At 43.0% G+C, this 15,304-nt stretch carries 16 protein-coding genes; 5 read left to right on the top strand and 11 right to left on the bottom strand.

The features are described 5' to 3' along the window. Positions 1-60 precede the first annotated feature (60 nt). Together M1L62_RS14665 and M1L62_RS14660 are read left to right on the top strand one after the other, a co-directional pair. Positions 61-606: a collagen-like triple helix repeat-containing protein gene (locus tag M1L62_RS14665; protein WP_254560333.1), complete on the top strand. Its 546-nt coding sequence runs from the start codon at positions 61-63 to the stop codon at positions 604-606. Between the two features lie 162 nt (positions 607-768). Beyond that, positions 769-2,853 carry a S9 family peptidase gene (locus tag M1L62_RS14660; RefSeq protein ID WP_310589976.1) on the top strand — a complete coding sequence of 695 codons (2,085 nt, stop codon included), beginning with the start codon at positions 769-771 and terminating at the stop codon, positions 2,851-2,853. 85 nt (positions 2,854-2,938) lie between these two features. Here M1L62_RS14660 and M1L62_RS14655 read toward each other — a convergent pair whose 3' ends face one another. The 7 genes from M1L62_RS14655 to M1L62_RS14625 all read right to left on the bottom strand — a co-directional run bounded on the left by M1L62_RS14655 (position 2,939) and on the right by M1L62_RS14625 (position 8,294). Continuing rightward, a complete protein-coding gene (locus M1L62_RS14655) occupies positions 2,939-3,532 on the bottom strand; it encodes a beta-class carbonic anhydrase (RefSeq protein ID WP_254560332.1) in 594 nt (197 codons plus the stop codon). A 229-nt stretch (positions 3,533-3,761) separates the two neighbouring features. After that, positions 3,762-4,307, bottom strand: a complete 546-nt coding sequence (locus M1L62_RS14650; RefSeq protein WP_254560331.1) for an NADPH-dependent FMN reductase — start codon at positions 4,305-4,307, stop codon at positions 3,762-3,764. Between the two features lie 12 nt (positions 4,308-4,319). Continuing rightward, positions 4,320-5,291, bottom strand: a complete 972-nt coding sequence (locus M1L62_RS14645) for a hypothetical protein (RefSeq protein ID WP_254560330.1) — start codon at positions 5,289-5,291, stop codon at positions 4,320-4,322. 35 nt (positions 5,292-5,326) lie between these two features. Continuing rightward, positions 5,327-5,620: a DUF3861 domain-containing protein gene (locus M1L62_RS14640; RefSeq protein WP_254560329.1), complete on the bottom strand. Its 294-nt coding sequence runs from the start codon at positions 5,618-5,620 to the stop codon at positions 5,327-5,329. A 97-nt stretch (positions 5,621-5,717) separates the two neighbouring features. Next, a complete protein-coding gene (locus M1L62_RS14635) occupies positions 5,718-6,242 on the bottom strand; it encodes a DinB family protein (protein ID WP_254560328.1) in 525 nt (174 codons plus the stop codon). A gap of 68 nt (positions 6,243-6,310) precedes the next feature. Further along, positions 6,311-7,261, bottom strand: coding sequence for a helix-turn-helix transcriptional regulator (locus M1L62_RS14630; protein WP_254560327.1), 951 nt, complete (start codon positions 7,259-7,261; stop codon positions 6,311-6,313). A 19-nt stretch (positions 7,262-7,280) separates the two neighbouring features. Further along, a complete protein-coding gene (locus tag M1L62_RS14625; protein ID WP_254560326.1) occupies positions 7,281-8,294 on the bottom strand; it encodes an LLM class flavin-dependent oxidoreductase in 1,014 nt (337 codons plus the stop codon). A 503-nt stretch (positions 8,295-8,797) separates the two neighbouring features. Between M1L62_RS14625 and M1L62_RS14620 the strand changes: the two genes are divergently transcribed. Genes M1L62_RS14620 through M1L62_RS14610 form a run of 3 tightly spaced genes read left to right on the top strand, consistent with a single transcriptional unit; the run spans position 8,798 to position 13,172 of the window. Then, positions 8,798-9,988 carry a T9SS type A sorting domain-containing protein gene (locus M1L62_RS14620; protein WP_254560325.1) on the top strand — a complete coding sequence of 397 codons (1,191 nt, stop codon included), beginning with the start codon at positions 8,798-8,800 and terminating at the stop codon, positions 9,986-9,988. 16 nt (positions 9,989-10,004) lie between these two features. Further along, positions 10,005-11,639: a DUF1800 domain-containing protein gene (locus M1L62_RS14615; RefSeq protein ID WP_254560324.1), complete on the top strand. Its 1,635-nt coding sequence runs from the start codon at positions 10,005-10,007 to the stop codon at positions 11,637-11,639. Between the two features lie 12 nt (positions 11,640-11,651). Further along, a complete protein-coding gene (locus tag M1L62_RS14610; RefSeq protein ID WP_254560323.1) occupies positions 11,652-13,172 on the top strand; it encodes a DUF1501 domain-containing protein in 1,521 nt (506 codons plus the stop codon). A 21-nt stretch (positions 13,173-13,193) separates the two neighbouring features. Here M1L62_RS14610 and M1L62_RS14605 read toward each other — a convergent pair whose 3' ends face one another. The 4 genes from M1L62_RS14605 to M1L62_RS14590 form a co-directional block, all read right to left on the bottom strand. Continuing rightward, positions 13,194-13,472 (bottom strand): osmoprotectant transporter permease, encoded by a 279-nt coding sequence (locus M1L62_RS14605; protein ID WP_254560322.1) that lies wholly within the window; start codon positions 13,470-13,472, stop codon positions 13,194-13,196. 142 nt (positions 13,473-13,614) lie between these two features. Continuing rightward, on the bottom strand, positions 13,615-14,310 hold the full coding sequence (locus M1L62_RS14600; RefSeq protein WP_254560321.1) for an SDR family NAD(P)-dependent oxidoreductase: 696 nt from the start codon (positions 14,308-14,310) through the stop codon (positions 13,615-13,617). A gap of 39 nt (positions 14,311-14,349) precedes the next feature. Next, complete coding sequence (locus M1L62_RS14595; protein ID WP_254560320.1) at positions 14,350-14,784, bottom strand: DUF2141 domain-containing protein; 435 nt, start codon at positions 14,782-14,784, stop codon at positions 14,350-14,352. Between the two features lie 21 nt (positions 14,785-14,805). Next, positions 14,806-15,258, bottom strand: a complete 453-nt coding sequence (locus M1L62_RS14590; RefSeq protein ID WP_254560319.1) for a DoxX family protein — start codon at positions 15,256-15,258, stop codon at positions 14,806-14,808. Positions 15,259-15,304 lie beyond the last annotated feature (46 nt).

Raw genomic sequence — 15,304 nt, 5'->3', positions numbered from 1 at the left:
ATCAGCATCTTCGCCTTATTTTTTAGCAGAGAATCATCAGTATAAGAGAAAATGAGAGCAATGAAAAAACAATTTACGTTAGCAATTTTAATGATGGGGTTGGTGTTTGCGCAGGCTTGCAAGGGCCCGGAAGGACCACAGGGACCGGCAGGCGTTAGCACGCCGGGAAAGGATGGTGCCACAGGACCGGCAGGACCGGCGGGTAGTGCCAATGTGTTTTATTCGAGCTGGGCTAAGGCCGGAACATGGAGCAAAATGAATTTCAACAGCATTGTCCGTTCCTACATTGACGTAACCGCGCCGCGGATCACACAGGATATTCTGGACAAAGGTGTTGTGCTTGTTTATGCAAAAGTTAATGTGGGCGATAACAACGTTCGTCAGCTTCCGCTGAGCATTAAGTCTCAGTTTACAGAAGAGTATATTGATTTCTCACTCAATGTAAACACACTGAGAATCTGGTCGACGCCTATTGAGGCAACTGTTGAGCCAGCTACAACGTATGAATTCCGTTACGTGGTCATTCCAGGCGGTCAGGCTGTTCGGATGAATTACGAAAAACTCAGCTACGAGGAAGCAAAAACGCTGTTCAATATCAAGGATTAAGCTTCTGCTGGCTTTTCATAAATTATTTATAATCAGAAAGCTGCCGGTTCCGAATGGGGAGCCGGCAGCTTTCTTTTTGATATAACGAGTCAAAAAAGGAGTGAATGCGAATTTTTTTTGTGATTTTCGCCGTTATCGTTTTTTGATATAAACCTAATTCAAGTGGAACAAACATATAACTGGCCTGATTTAACTCCTCCCGTTGCCGATCAGAAACCGTATGATACGGGTATGCACGGTGATGTACGCATCGATGAATACTACTGGATGGCCGATTTTTTTAGCGAAGGTCCGGACAGTGATAAGGTTGTAGGCTACCTTAATGAAGAAAATACCTATAAAGATGCCATGATGGCCGGTACGAAGCAATTTCAGGAAAACCTGTTTGCGGAGATGAAGGGCCGGATCAAGGAAAAGGATGAATCGGTCCCGGTTTTCAAAAATGGTTATTTTTATTACACCCGAAGTGAAGAAGGGGAGCAGTACTATAAATATTGCCGGAAAAAAGGTAGTCTGGATGCACCTGAAGAAATGATTCTGGATGTGGATCTTATGGCGAAAGATCATGCCTATTATTCTGCCACGGGTTTTAATATCAGTCCGGATAATAAATTGCTGGCCTATGGTGTCGACACCGTTTCGCGGCGTCAGTATACCATTTTTATCAAAAACCTTGAAACCGGTGAAACCTATGCCGATTCAATATTTCCGGCAAGCGGCGGGTCTGTTTGGGGAAATGACAACCGTACCTTGTTTTACACCGCCACCAATCCCAAAACGCTGCTGAGCGAAGAGATCAAAAGACATGCGCTCGGGCAGAATTCCAGCGAGGATGTGGTAGTTTACAAGGAGAATGATAACAGCAATTACATCGGCGTTGGGAAAACCAAGTCTGGGAAATATATCATCATCGGCTCGTCTGCGACGGTTTCTTCTGAGTATTACCTGTTAGATGCGGATCAGCCGGAGGGAGAATTCACGGTTTTTCAGGAAAGGATCAAAGATGTTCTATACGATATCGACCATCAGAATGACAAATTTCTGGTTGTAACGAATCAGGATGCGCTGAATTTTAAACTGATGGAAACTCCGTTGGACAAGACCGGTGTAGAAAACTGGACGGAGGTAATACCGACCAGCGCGGATGTGTTAATTGAAGGTATAGAGGTTTTTGAGAAGTATCTGGTCGTTACGGAACGGAAAAATGGGTTGCTGCAACTCAGGATCAGAAATAATGAAACAAACAGCGAATATTATGTTGATTTCGGAGAGCCAGCCTACGCCGCTTACGTCGGTTCCAATCCTGAATACACGAGCGAAACGCTACGCTATTATTATACGTCGCTGACTACGCCGGGTTCGACTTATGACTACAACATGATTTCGAAGGAAAAGGAATTGCTGAAACGTCAGGAAGTTGTGGGGGGGTATGATCCCGAACTGTATGTAACGGAAAGGTTGTACGCAACCTCATATGACGGGCTGAATATTCCTATTTCCCTCGTTTATAAAAAAGGGATTGTGCTGGATGGAAATGCGCCGCTGCTGCTGTATGCTTATGGTTCTTACGGCAACAGCATGGATGCAGGTTTCAGTACGAACCGGTTGAGTTTGCTGAACCGTGGATTTATTTTCGCGATCGCGCACGTACGTGGCGGGCAGGAAATGGGGCGACAATGGTATGAGGACGGCAAGTTGTTCAAAAAGAAAAATACGTTCAGCGACTTTATCAGCTGCGCAGAATATCTTATCGAAAAACAATACACGTCGCCCGCCCATTTGTTTGCCGAAGGAGGTAGCGCGGGTGGATTGTTGATGGGCGCCATTGCAAATTTGCGCCCGGACTTATGGAGAGGTGTGCTGGCCGATGTGCCGTTCGTTGACGTGGTAACGACCATGCTTGACGAGAGTATTCCTTTGACTACCAATGAGTTTGATGAATGGGGAAATCCCAAAAACAAGGAATCTTACGACTATATGAAATCCTATTCTCCATATGATAACGTGGAGAAAAAGGATTACCCGAATATGCTTGTAACCACTGGGCTGCACGACAGCCAGGTGCAGTATTTTGAGCCTGCGAAATGGGTTGCCAGATTAAGGACGCACAAAACGGACAAAAATGTGCTTCTCCTCCAAACCAATATGGAGGCGGGACATGGCGGTGCTTCGGGAAGGTTCGAGTATCTGAAAGAAATTGCCCTGCAATATGCCTTCATGTTTACTTTGGAAGGTATTGGTCAATAGGTTGTTACCGATTTTAAAAGCTGCCTGGCAAAAGAGGATTCAGATCTTTCGCCGGGCAGCTTACTTTTATGACTTCCTGCGGGAATTAACCTATGCCAATTTCCGTGGCTTCTTTTACCTCAATAAGCTGCCCTGATCTTACATCATACACAAACCCGTAAACTGGTATATCCTTTGGCACCAGCGGATGTGCCTTGATTCTCTTCACATCTTCCGTAACACTGTCTTCCAGATTCGTAAATGTAAGAAAGGGAATAAAACGTGCCTCGTCTGAGCCGCCTTCTTCCTGTATATTCCGCCAGCCATTTTCATCAACCGTTGCTGTTTTCAGACTTTTTGCCAAAAGATCCCTGATGATCTGATCTGTAAAAAGGGCCATTCCGCAGTCGGTGTGATGGATCACAAACCATTCTTTTGTCCCCAAAAGTTTGTGCGAAATAATCAGGGAACGGATCGCGTCGTCGCTGGCACGTCCGCCTGCGTTTCTGATCACGTGTGCATCTCCTTCGGCCAAGCCGGCATATTGAGCCGGGTCCAGACGGGCATCCATGCAGGTCAGGATCGCAAACTGGCGTGCCGGAGGGATTGTGAGTTTCGACTTATCTCCGAAGTTTGAAGAATATTGTCTGTTTGCTGATAAGACTTCCTTAAAAACCGAACTGTTTGGTAATGCCGACATAACAATAAATGTTTAAAATGGATAATTACGGACTGTACTGGGACGCGTTGGGTGGTTGTCTTTATGATTGCAAAATCAGCTTTCCGGCGATCTTGATGAAACGGGAATTGATTTGACCTTCAAATGTAGTTATATCTATATTAACTATATGGAAATTGTAGTCTTTTATCTTAAATTACCTACAACTACTGGTTGTGAGTCGATTGCAGCTGTCGGATTTAACCTGGTATTATTCTTTTTTCAGATGGACCAGTACAATCAGATTTTCAAGAAGAAGGGTAAGAGATTTTTGGAGCGATTCGTCGGTAATTTCTCCGGCTGTATTAAGTTTTTGTTTGATATTCGGGATCGATAGTGCAGATTTTTCATTTTTTACGGTCCCCAAAGCCGTTAGTGTTAATAGGAGCGAGGCAAGCGCTTTATCACCGCCGCTGTTCAGTGGCGAGGCACTGATTGCGGCAACCGGTTTGTCATTCAGTTCGCCTGTTGATACAATCCAGTCCAGGGCATTTTTCAGGACGCCCGGAACACCAAAAGCGTATTCGGGTGTGCAGATGATGACAGCATCTGATTTTTGTATTTTTTTGCGAAAATCACTCACGACGATATTGTCTTCGTCGAAGCCGGGATTAAAATGCGGAAATTTTTCCAGACCTTCAAAAATTTCAAAGTCGATATCTTTTGCAGCGATTTTGCCAATGTTTTTTAAGATATTAGTATTCGTGGAGTTGCTTCTCAGACTGCCCGAAATGGCAAGGATTTTTGTTTTGTTCATGCCTTTTGTTTTCTACTTAATTGCATTTAATGAAGATATTAAACTCTGCATATCCTGACTGATCGACCGTATGGTAGACTGCAACTGATTCAGCATCGTGGCCCGGGTGTGCAGATTGTCGGCATCATAAACCCCGCCATTTTTGAATAAAAGTTGGATAGTTGCTTTATCCATATTCTGATCCAGTTCAAATTTATTCCATCTTGCCTTAATGGTCTGTACCAGCGGCTCCTGCTGATTATTACTGAAACGTCTTTCTTTGAGCATGTACCACATAAAAGGCGAATAAATTCCCGATTGCTCCGGCGCGAACCATATGTCTTCCAGGACATTTCGCTCATGAACAAACTTTATTTTTTTGCCCGAAGGTTTGATGGTCAGAATCCCCAGACCGGCCGAAACCAGACCGCCTCCGATGCTTATTGCGTTTTGAGTCGCGTTGCTGTTCACCATCACAGCGGCAACCGTAGCGAGGGCACCCACAACAATGGAAGCACCCGTCAGGCGCGCAGTGTTTTTGTTATTGATGTTGTCGAGATAACCGGCAAAAAGATCAGCCCTTTCTCCTTCACAATCCAGCTCGGCGGAAATTCCTGCGATTTCGGTTGACAGCAGAAAGAGATGATCCTGGATCCGGTTGCTGATTTCCAGACTTTTGATTCTACCGGTTATGGAAGAATCTTTCCTGGCTTTAATCAGTTCATTGGTGAGTCCGAGCGTTCCCGTAGCATTCGCCATCAGTATATCATGAACCGACATGCGGGCAGCGAGCTCCTGGCTGTTACTCAAAATGGAATCTGTATTTTGATAGGGTAAAAAGGACGCGTTATATCGGTAAGGAATGGTTGGCGCGCAATACTGGCTTGGCACGTTTAATTTTAGATGACTGACCTGCCGAGAATTTTGGCAGGAGACAGCGAAGAAAAACAAGGCAGCAGCACAAAGAAGTCCTTTCCACAATTTATTCATAAGCGTCAGAATCATAATAGCCAGACTTCAATATACGCATTATGTTAAAATTACAAGGATTTTAGCTTTTTCATAAAAAGCCCGAATGCCGGCATCAGCTCTTCGAACAATGGGTTATTGCGATTTTTAATCATGACTTCACTGAACATTTTCAATCCGATCGCGAATTCCACTGCCTGCTCCCGATTCTGAAAAGGATCTTTTTCTTTCAGAATGTCGATGATCGCGAAAATGTTGTCATGATTTTCGAATTCGATTTTCACGGGATCAGTCTGCTGTTTTTCCCCTTTGGTATCCGTGAGATAATCGAGTTGGAGACGATATTGATGGCTGCGTTTTTCCATGGTTAATCCGTTTGATGGTTATATAAAAAAGTAACCTGACGCCGTTTTAGTTCAACGGTATCAGGTTACTTTTACGATTATTTTCTTTAACGGCTGATTACTTTCCTCTTACATTATAAAAATTATAGTCCGTCATAGGAGCGTCAGTGATACCCAAAATCCGCCCCATCGTTACCACCTGGCCGCGGTGATACGTGCTATGGTTCATGCATTGCATGATGTATTCGAAATTAGGGTAGTTGCATTCAAACCAGGGGTTCACAACCAGGTTATTTTCCTGAACTTCCTCACTGGTCATTTGTTCAACATAATGTACAATTTCTTCCGACTGAGAAACAAGGATCTGGAAAATTTCCTCTGTTGATCCGTTTGGCGAATGAGGCTTGAAATCCTTATCCTTTTGAATCACAGAAAGCCAGTAACTCTGTGTCTGATAAATATGAATAAGGGTTTGTTTGATTGTTGGGAAACTGGATGTGACGTCCTGCGTCATCAGTTCAACGGGCTTTGTTCTCAGCCAGTCGACCATTGTTTTATTTGCCCAGTGATTGTACGAGGCATAATTTTTCATTAAGTAAGTAAGACTGCTTTCCATGGTTTCTATTGCTGTTTCCTGTAACATGATCGTTGTCGTTTTTAGTACATTACAAAGTAATGTACCGGCACATGACAACGGTATGTCAGCAGGGTTTAGGGAATTGATAGATTTTCTAAAATAGTTGTCAGGCGTTTTTTGAGTTTATCTTTAAGTGCTTCGGGTTGTACGATCCTGGCAAAATCAGCAAACATGACAAACCACCGCAAAAAGCTTTCAACCGAAGCAACCAGAAAGCTGATTTCAAACTCGTCACCGGATTTTTTTTCGGAAACAAATCCATGCAGATACTTGTCGTTCTGGATGTAAGGCATGATGTGTTTTTTTGCACGTATCACAATCAGTTCCAGATTTTCAAGTTTTGGTAAACTGTCCATGTGCTCTTTAAGTGAGGCGTGTTGTTTACTGAATATCGTTTCCGTCAGTTCGATGTGTGAAATTCGGTCGGTCCTGAAATTACGGTAGCTGGTCCTGAGCAAACAATAAGCCACGACGTACCAGTAATTGTTTTCATGGTATATACCCAGAGGCTCAATCTGCCGTTCCGTGGTCTCCTCGGTATTGAACGCCGAATATCTCATGCGAACGACTTTTTTGTCCGCAACACTTTTGAGCAGGATTTCAAGCGTATTGTTTAATGTCGGATTAAAAGGCTTGTACTTTTGCCGGACCTCAATATGCTGTTCCATGTCTTCGAGTAAATTCTTTTCGGCGCTTTTTAACACCGATTTTACCTTGAACATGGCCGATTGATAATGCGATTTGGTCGACAGGTCGGTAAACTTTTCCATCAGTTTTTCCGCGGTAATGAAGGTTCGCGCCTCCTCCTTCGTAAACATCACGGGCGGGAGCCGGTAACCGTCCATAATGGAGTAACCCACACCAGCTTCTCCGATGATCGGGACGCCGGCTTCGGCAAGCGTATTCATATCCCTGTAAACCGTTCGTAAACTGATTTCAAACCGTTCGGCCAGGTCCTGCGCCTTGACTATTTTCCTGGATTGCAGCTGAATAAGTATGGCAGTGATGCGGTCAAAACGGTTCATGGACTGAGAATTGGTTATTTCAATGAGCTAATTTATTCAAATTAAACGCATCGGCTACTAATTCAAAAGACCGTTTTCTATTTTCATAATTATCACCCATGGTTGAAATGATAATCTCGTCCACCTCAAAATCGTTTGCCAGTTTTGTAAGTTGTTCTTTTACATCCTCTTTCGTTCCGGAAATGATCCGGCCGCTGTTGTATTTTACCCGTTCAAGTTCACCGGGCGTAAAACGATATTGTCTGACAACCTCCGGATCCGGGAATGGTCCGGATTTTCCTTTCTCAAATTCAATGAGGATATAATCCATCATTTTTCGCATTTCCCGTGCCTTTTCTTCGGTTTCACCGCAAATCAAAAATACAGACAGGATAACCCGCGGTTCCTGATACTGGTGCGAGGGTTTGAAATTTTTACGATACGTTTCTACCACATCCGGACCGACAAAACCATTGATGAATTTTGCCACAGCCAAACCCAGACCGAACCTTGCTGCAATTTTGCTGCTGCCACCGCTTGAACTTAAAATCCATTGCATCGGAATGGTTTCGGATTGAGGGGTTGCGTAAATAAATCCGCGCTCGGTTCCGGCCGTATCCTGAAAAAAATGCTGCAAATGTTCCAGCTGACGAAGATAACTTGACTCGCTGAAATCGTTGGAAGGGTTGAGGATCGAAGAAGTGAGACGGTCGGTGCCGGGTGCACGTCCCATGCCCAGGTCGATACGTCCTGGAAAAAGTGTTTCTAGCATCCTGAAATTTTCCGCGACCTTCAAAGCGCTGTGATTCGGTAACATAATACCACCGGATCCTATTCTGATGTGACTGGTTTCATCCGCTAGTTTTACCATTAAAACCTCTGGTGTTGAGCCCGCAATGAATGTAGAATTATGATGTTCGGATATCCAGAACCGGCTGTATCCTAGTTTTTCCGCAAGTTTAGCGGTTTCGATCGTTTCGCGTATCGCACCCTTTACATCCCCTTCATTTCTAACAACAGACTGATCAAGTATTCCTAATTTAATATCGCTCATGGTGAAATGTTATCTTTCCAACATAACAGCGGAAAGCAGGTTTGTATTCCAGGGTGAAGATCTAAAAAATTTGTAGAAAATAATTTCGCTGTAAATGAGTGGGTTATGTTAAAAGTAGTTTGAGATTTATGTCGATTTTAAAAATATTATTCTACAAATCTTTTTCGATTGTTTTTTATTCTTACTTTCGCAGCGTTTTCATCCCATCCTTCTATCAGTTTTGCAATAAAAGCAGCAATTTCAGATTGTTGAAATCTCGTTCGCATATGTTTTATGCGGTTTGAGCACTTTGTTGTGTTTCGGCATGATTCTTTTATAGTTCTATCTTGATTTGTAGAAGTAGTTTTTGAATTTTAACTCAAACTATTTCTTTTTATAATGTAGAATTTTTATTAGTTTTAATATTGATTTATGGTTTTTGAGCCTTTGTTTAGGTGAAATGGCTCTTTAAAATGATAATATCAGTGGCTATATTTTGTCTAAAACGTGTATTTCTCAACGTTATGAATAGGTTTTACAACAATTTTGGATATATTCTGGGCTGTTGCCTGGCCTTGGCCGCCCTTAACTCATTCGGACAGAGTGGAATTATTTCTACAAAACGGTCAGCACCACGTGGGGTGGTTACGTTTTCAGGTAATGCTGCACTCACCGGGATAAGTAACACGAAACATATAGACGGTTACGTTAAAAAGGCCGGAACTACAAAATTCGCCTTTCCGGTTGGAGACAATGGTGTTTACCGGCCCTTCGCAGCTTCAGGTGATGCAACAACAGGTGCCTATTTCCTTGAAAATGCCAATGGTGCTACGATTCCTGCTGGCGGTCCTTTTTTAGTCGCCAATAAGGAAAATACGCTGGATAAGGTCAGTGCCAAAGAATTTTGGGATATAGATGGTACAAATGCCACAGCAGTGACTTTGACATGGAATGCAGCCAGTGACATTACGGGCTTAACAGGAAGTGCGCTTTCTCGGCTAACGATTGTTGGATGGAATTCCGCAGCGTCAAGATGGGAGAAAATAATTTCTACACCAGATGCAACGGCTTTACTTGGAGGGGCCAGTACGCTTACCGCAGGGTCAATCACAACGAGCTCGGCGCTTGTTCCGAACGCTTATAGTATTTACACGCTTGGTGCAATGATATCGGGTCCGCTGCCGGTTACACTGATCAGTTTTAAAGCGGTGGCAGATGACGCCGGTCAGGCAAAATTAAGCTGGTCAACTACTTATGAATCTAATAGTGAAGTCTTTGATGTGGAGCATAGCTCGGATGGCAAAGACTGGACACTTAAAGGAAAGGTAGAGTCGATCGGTGAAAGTTCGGTATTGGTTAATTATAATTTTACGGATGTAACACCAGTCGTAGGAGAGAATTTGTATCGGTTAAAAATGATTGATAAAGATGGAACTTATGCTTACAGCCGGATTGAAAGTGTACAGATAGGAGAGAAGACGGTGATAACGTTCTTCCCAAACCCTGTTTCTGAGAAACTATTTATAAGGATACAGGATGTTAACACGGTAAAAGAAGTTAATCTCCATAGCGTAAATGGTGACAAAGTTTATAGTTCACCGTTAGTTACAAGTACAGGAATTGATGTAAGCCGGTATAACCCCGGAATTTATCTGGTTCAGGTGATTCTTAAAAACGGGACATACATTACGCAAAAAATAGTAATAACAAAGTAATTATAGCCTGAATACTATGGCATATCTGGATACATATACAGCTCCCTTAACGGCCAGCACCGCAGCACATTTGTTGCGGAGAGCTACATTTGGTCCTACAAATCAGGAAATTGTAGATTTTACCGGCAAGACCGCAACGCAAGCCGTCGATCTTTTAATCAGCAATGCGAGCTACCGCGCTTCTCCACCGCCGCCTGTGGAAATGGATGAGACGCGGGCCGACGCGGGGCAGGAATTTTTGACGAAGCCGTTTGATGGAAGCAGAACATACGAATATTTTCTATGGGTAAGGTATTGGTGGATTGGGCTAATGACCGAGCAAAACGGTCACCCATCTGTTTTGGAGAAACTGACGGCTTTTTGGCAAAATCACTTTGTCGTCGCTCAGTCTTCATTAGGAGATTATAGATTTCCGGATAGGTATCTCAGGTTGCTTAGGGCGAATGCCATGGGTAATTTTCGTACGATGACAATTGCAATTACAAAGGATCCTGGGATGTTGGTTTTTCAAAATGGAAATGCAAATACTAAGGAGAGTCCTAACGAAAATTATGCGAGAGAGTTACAAGAGTTGTTTACAGTAGGGCAGAAGGATTTCGCTGGTAATGCTAACTACACCGAAGACGATGTTAAAGCAGCAGCAAAGGTATTGACCGGGTGGCAGGATGTTAACCTTTGGGCTGCTGGATCTACATCAATTGGATCCGTTTTTACTCCAAGCAGGCATGATGTATCTAATAAAACGTTCTCTGGAAAATATAATAATACCGTGATAGCGGGTAGGAGTGGCGCTACTGCCGGAGATGAGGAGGTTGCAGATTTAATTGACATGCTTTTAAGACATCCCCAGACGCCGAAGTTTATCTGTCGAAAGCTCTATCGATGGTATGTCAATTCTAATGTGACACAAGAAATAGAAGATAATGTTATTACGCCTCTTGCAACTTTTTTCGCAAGCGCAGGAAATAATTACGCCATTCCGCCAGTGCTGAAAAGATTATTGACTAGCGATATTTTCTTTGATAACCGAAATGTTGGAGCACTTGTCAAATCTCCTGCCGAATTCATGATTGGTATGATGAGGCATTTAAATCAACCTGTTCCGGATATAACAACTGAATTTGCTCCTTTTCGAAGGATGATGCAATTTCAAGAATGGGGTATGAATACAATGCAACTAAGGTTTTTAGACCAACCACTTGTTTTTGGTTCTGTTCCGTACTATCAAACCGGATATTCCAAGAACTGGATAAATGGTACTACTCTGGGAATACGCGGAGCTCATACAGATGCGATGGTTTATCCGTGGCTTGAGATTAAACCGGGTTATATGCTGGGAATAGACTTTTATAAGTGGATAAGAGAAATTCAGCCTAATTTTTCAGATGTAGCAGGTACTCCTGCTATCCCCTGCGAAGAACTTTTTGCTCAATTTTCGAAGAATTTTTTTGCACTGGAATTGCCGGAATCTCAGAAAAACTTTCTTATTGATACAATCATGATGCGCAGTGTCCCGCGAAGTACCTGGATCTTTGAATTAAATAAATACAGAGCTGCACCGACCGACGCCGGATGGAGAAACGCAGTCATTGGGAGATGTCAGGCCTTGATGAAATATATGTTTAGGATGGCTGAGTATCAAGTATTTTAATAAGCACTTCCCATGAAAAGAAGAGACTTTTTTACAGCAGCTTCGTCTATGCTCTTACCCGTGATGGTTGACGGCTTTGGCGTGAAATCATTCGCAAAAAGTTCAGGATTGGTACAGTCCCTGATGAAAACCGCAGCTTTGAATACGGATCGTATCGTAGTGATAGTATATTTAAGTGGCGGAAATGACGGACTTAATACGGTAATTCCCTTGGAGCATTACTCAGACTATTATGGATTGAGAAGCAACATCGCAATTCCGGAAAATCAGGTTCTGGGGTTATCCGGAAATTTGGAGACCGGGTTACATCCGGTAATGACCGGTATGAGAGAAATGTACAATCAAGGTAAACTGGCAATAGTACACTCTGTGTCATATCCAAATCCCAATTTATCGCACATTCGTTCTACTGATATTTGGATGACAGGTGTTGATTCAGAACAGTTTTCATCTTCCGGTTGGGCGGGGCGGTATCTTAACGACAGGTTTCAAGGATACCCTTTAAATTACCCTAACAACGAGATGGAAGACCCGTTGGCCGTGCAAATAGGCCCCATGGGAACTACAACCTTACTTGGAACCACGCAGTCAATGGGAATATCAATAAAGGACCCGACGACTTTTTACCAATTAATAGGATCTCAGGTACCGTCTGACACTGACTTGCCATGTTGTGACGCTGGGGATTTAATCGGATACATCCGACAGCAGCAACTTTCAGCGGTCGGATATGCTGCCGAAATTAAAGCAGCGGCGGATGCCGGGAGAAATCTTGCAGTGTATCCTGATGCTTCACTGGGTAATGACCTTGCTGAGCAATTGAAGATTGTGGCGAGACTAATTCATGGTGGATTAAAATCGAAGATCTATTATGTAGAGATGGGCGGCTTTGACACCCATGCCGGGCAGGTTACGAATGTTAACACTGATGGTGTTCATGCGCAGTTACTCAAAAAACTATCTGACGGCATCGCGGCATTTCAAAACGATCTGAAATTACAGGGCACGGAGGATAAAGTAATAGGTATGACGTTCTCAGATTTTGGCAGACGGGCTACTTCCAATGCTTCCAAAGGAACAGATCACGGGGTTGGGGCGCCAATGTTTGTGTTTGGGACTGGTATAAAAAGACAGGTTGTTGGTACGAATCCGGATTTGGTTAACGGTTTATTGCCTGTAAATCCGCAGTCGTGGGAGACAAACAGAGATATTAAAATGCAGATCGATTTCCGCAGGGTTTATGCCGATATTCTTAACGATTGGTTTGGAACCGCATCGTCAAAAACAGATCAGTTGCTTTTTAAAAACTTCAAAACAACATCACTTTTTTCCGATACTGTACAAACCATTGCCTCGGGCGCATGGCCCAATCCGGAGATCTGGTCGAATGGGCGCGTTCCGTCTTCGGTTGAGAAAATTGTGGTCAATGCCGGACACATCATTGAAGTTGGACAAAATATTACAGCTAAAAATTTGCAGGTGGATGGCGAGCTGAAATTTCTTGGAGATTTCAACGTGAACATTACCGGCTGATTTTGTGATCACGTGTAACCATTACTGCCAGTTCTGATTTCCAAGATACAAGGCAAAAACACCAAATAGCAGGCCGGGAATTGCCATTAGGGATACGATAACCTTGGCCCACATAAGCTCGTTGTTGGATTTGAGGACATATCCAATGCCAAGTATAATGGCTGGAATAAGTAATAGCAAAAGCCACGAGCCGATGTTGGAAGCCGAAATGGTATGGTCGGCAAGGCCTTCGCCGAAAAAATATAATACGGTAAGTGCGATAATGGCGTCGATGCACCAGAATATCCAGAAGAAAATCATCCGTTAACAGGTTTAGGTTTTTTATCTGCTTTGTGTTGTTGTAAAATATTGATTCACAGATATTTTGCGGAAATTTAAAGCTGTAAATTTTCTGAACCTACCTGAATTGAGTTAACGGTTAACAATATTAGTTAACGGAAAATTACTTTAAAGTACTCATCCCTCCGTCGATATTCAATGTTTGTCCGGTGATCCAGCCGGCTTGTTCTGAAAGTAAAAATACAGTCATAGCGGCAATGTCGTCCGGTTGACCGATTCTTTGCAAAGGATGTCGTTTGTTGTTGGCTTCAATTTTTTCGGGCGTATTTAATAAGGGAGCCGCCAATGGTGTGTCGGTCAGTGATGGTGCAATTGCATTAACCCTGATTTTATTTGGCGCAAATTCGGCTGCCAGCGACCGTGTCAGACCTTCAATTGCTGATTTGGAAACGGCAACGGAACTGTGAAAATTCATCCCTAATCTGGCAGCTACCGTACTGTACAACACAATACTGCTCCCGTTTGCAGCCTTAAGTCTTGGCAGTATGAACTGGATAATGCGGATCGCACCCAAAACATTCTGATGGAAATCATTCAGGAAATCGGTCTCGGAAAACCTTGCAAAAGGCTTCAGGTTAATACTCCCCGGGCAATAAACCAGGCCGTGAATCTCGGAAGGGAGGGGATCCAGTTTTGATAAATCCTCTTTTGTGATATCAAGCTGATAGTGCGCGATATTTTCCTGCTTATCTTCATTTTCGCCTCTTGAAACACTGTAAATTTTACAATCATGACCAAGCAACTCAATTGTTTTTAGCCCAATTCCCTTTGTTCCTCCGATGATCAGATAATTTTTCATTTTCAGGTTCGACTTTGCAAGTGGTTATTTTTCATTGTTTTATTTCAAACGGATCAGGATTTCAGAGGGTTTGTTGGTGATTTCAAAAACCGCTTCACTAAAATTGGCAGCACGCGTCGCCGGCAATATGTTGTTTGAGAAACCATATTGCTCTTTTGGAATTCCAAGAAAATTTGTGTCCATCTGATCATTTTCGTTTTCATCCAGATAAACAGAAATCGCATACTTACCTGATGGAATATTGTCAAAGACGACAGAAACCCGGCCTTGCTTATCGACATCAGCCTTCTTTTTAAAGATCGGGTTTTTCCTTTCATCGTAACTGGCTTCATTGCTGTACCAGCCAATCATCAATTTACCTTTTTTACTTTTGATATTAGTTACAACAACGGTCTGTTTTGTATTTTGGGCAAAGCAGCCGGCAACTGTGACCATTGAAAGTGTAATGAGTAAAAATAATTTTGCGTGTGGCATAAAACGTTGTTTGATAGAAGTTTAACTTTTAACTGCAAAAAACCATACCCAAAAAATCAACAAGGCCTGCATTGGAATGCGGAACCACAAATATTCCGGCCCGTGCCCATCAAATGTTGCTTTTTGGTAATCAATGTGGTGAATGGCTGCGTTGATATTGGCAGGTAATATAAGGATAAAAAACAGGATCAGTAACAAGCCGGTCGTCTGACGTAACGCTGGAAAAAGTAAAGCCACGCCAGCCAGTATTTCTAGCAAACCGGTGGTAAGAACCAGCTCTCTTTTCTGTGGAATAAATTTAGGGATCATTTGTTCCATACCTGCAGAAAATTTAAAATGCCCGGCTGCCGTAAAGCAAAGCATAAGAAACATCGCGATGTTGCCACTGAGTACGTATTGCCAGTCGCCGGAAATAAGTTTGTTAACACCTGCGCTGGCTCCAAAAGTGGCAAAAAGAATAATGAGGACGATCATGGTTACAATGTTTGGTTCATGCAAATTTGAGGAAACCAATATTGAG

Source organism: Dyadobacter diqingensis (assembly GCF_024220585.1).
In the GTDB taxonomy this organism is placed as follows: Bacteria; Bacteroidota; Bacteroidia; order Cytophagales; family Spirosomataceae; genus Dyadobacter; species Dyadobacter diqingensis.
This window is presented reverse-complemented; position numbering and strand designations above follow the sequence as displayed.

Coding starts and splice junctions, on each gene's coding strand:
- M1L62_RS14665 (WP_254560333.1), top strand. CDS start 61: ATGAAAAAACAATTTACGTTAGCAATTTTAATGATGGGGTTGGTGTTT.
- M1L62_RS14655 (WP_254560332.1), bottom strand. CDS start 3,532: ATGTCGGCATTACCAAACAGTTCGGTTTTTAAGGAAGTCTTATCAGCA.
- M1L62_RS14650 (WP_254560331.1), bottom strand. CDS start 4,307: ATGAACAAAACAAAAATCCTTGCCATTTCGGGCAGTCTGAGAAGCAAC.
- M1L62_RS14645 (WP_254560330.1), bottom strand. CDS start 5,291: ATGATTCTGACGCTTATGAATAAATTGTGGAAAGGACTTCTTTGTGCT.
- M1L62_RS14640 (WP_254560329.1), bottom strand. CDS start 5,620: ATGGAAAAACGCAGCCATCAATATCGTCTCCAACTCGATTATCTCACG.
- M1L62_RS14635 (WP_254560328.1), bottom strand. CDS start 6,242: ATGTTACAGGAAACAGCAATAGAAACCATGGAAAGCAGTCTTACTTAC.
- M1L62_RS14630 (WP_254560327.1), bottom strand. CDS start 7,261: ATGAACCGTTTTGACCGCATCACTGCCATACTTATTCAGCTGCAATCC.
- M1L62_RS14625 (WP_254560326.1), bottom strand. CDS start 8,294: ATGAGCGATATTAAATTAGGAATACTTGATCAGTCTGTTGTTAGAAAT.
- M1L62_RS14620 (WP_254560325.1), top strand. CDS start 8,798: ATGAATAGGTTTTACAACAATTTTGGATATATTCTGGGCTGTTGCCTG.
- M1L62_RS14615 (WP_254560324.1), top strand. CDS start 10,005: ATGGCATATCTGGATACATATACAGCTCCCTTAACGGCCAGCACCGCA.
- M1L62_RS14610 (WP_254560323.1), top strand. CDS start 11,652: ATGAAAAGAAGAGACTTTTTTACAGCAGCTTCGTCTATGCTCTTACCC.
- M1L62_RS14605 (WP_254560322.1), bottom strand. CDS start 13,472: ATGATTTTCTTCTGGATATTCTGGTGCATCGACGCCATTATCGCACTT.
- M1L62_RS14600 (WP_254560321.1), bottom strand. CDS start 14,310: ATGAAAAATTATCTGATCATCGGAGGAACAAAGGGAATTGGGCTAAAA.
- M1L62_RS14595 (WP_254560320.1), bottom strand. CDS start 14,784: ATGCCACACGCAAAATTATTTTTACTCATTACACTTTCAATGGTCACA.
- M1L62_RS14590 (WP_254560319.1), bottom strand. CDS start 15,258: ATGATCGTCCTCATTATTCTTTTTGCCACTTTTGGAGCCAGCGCAGGT.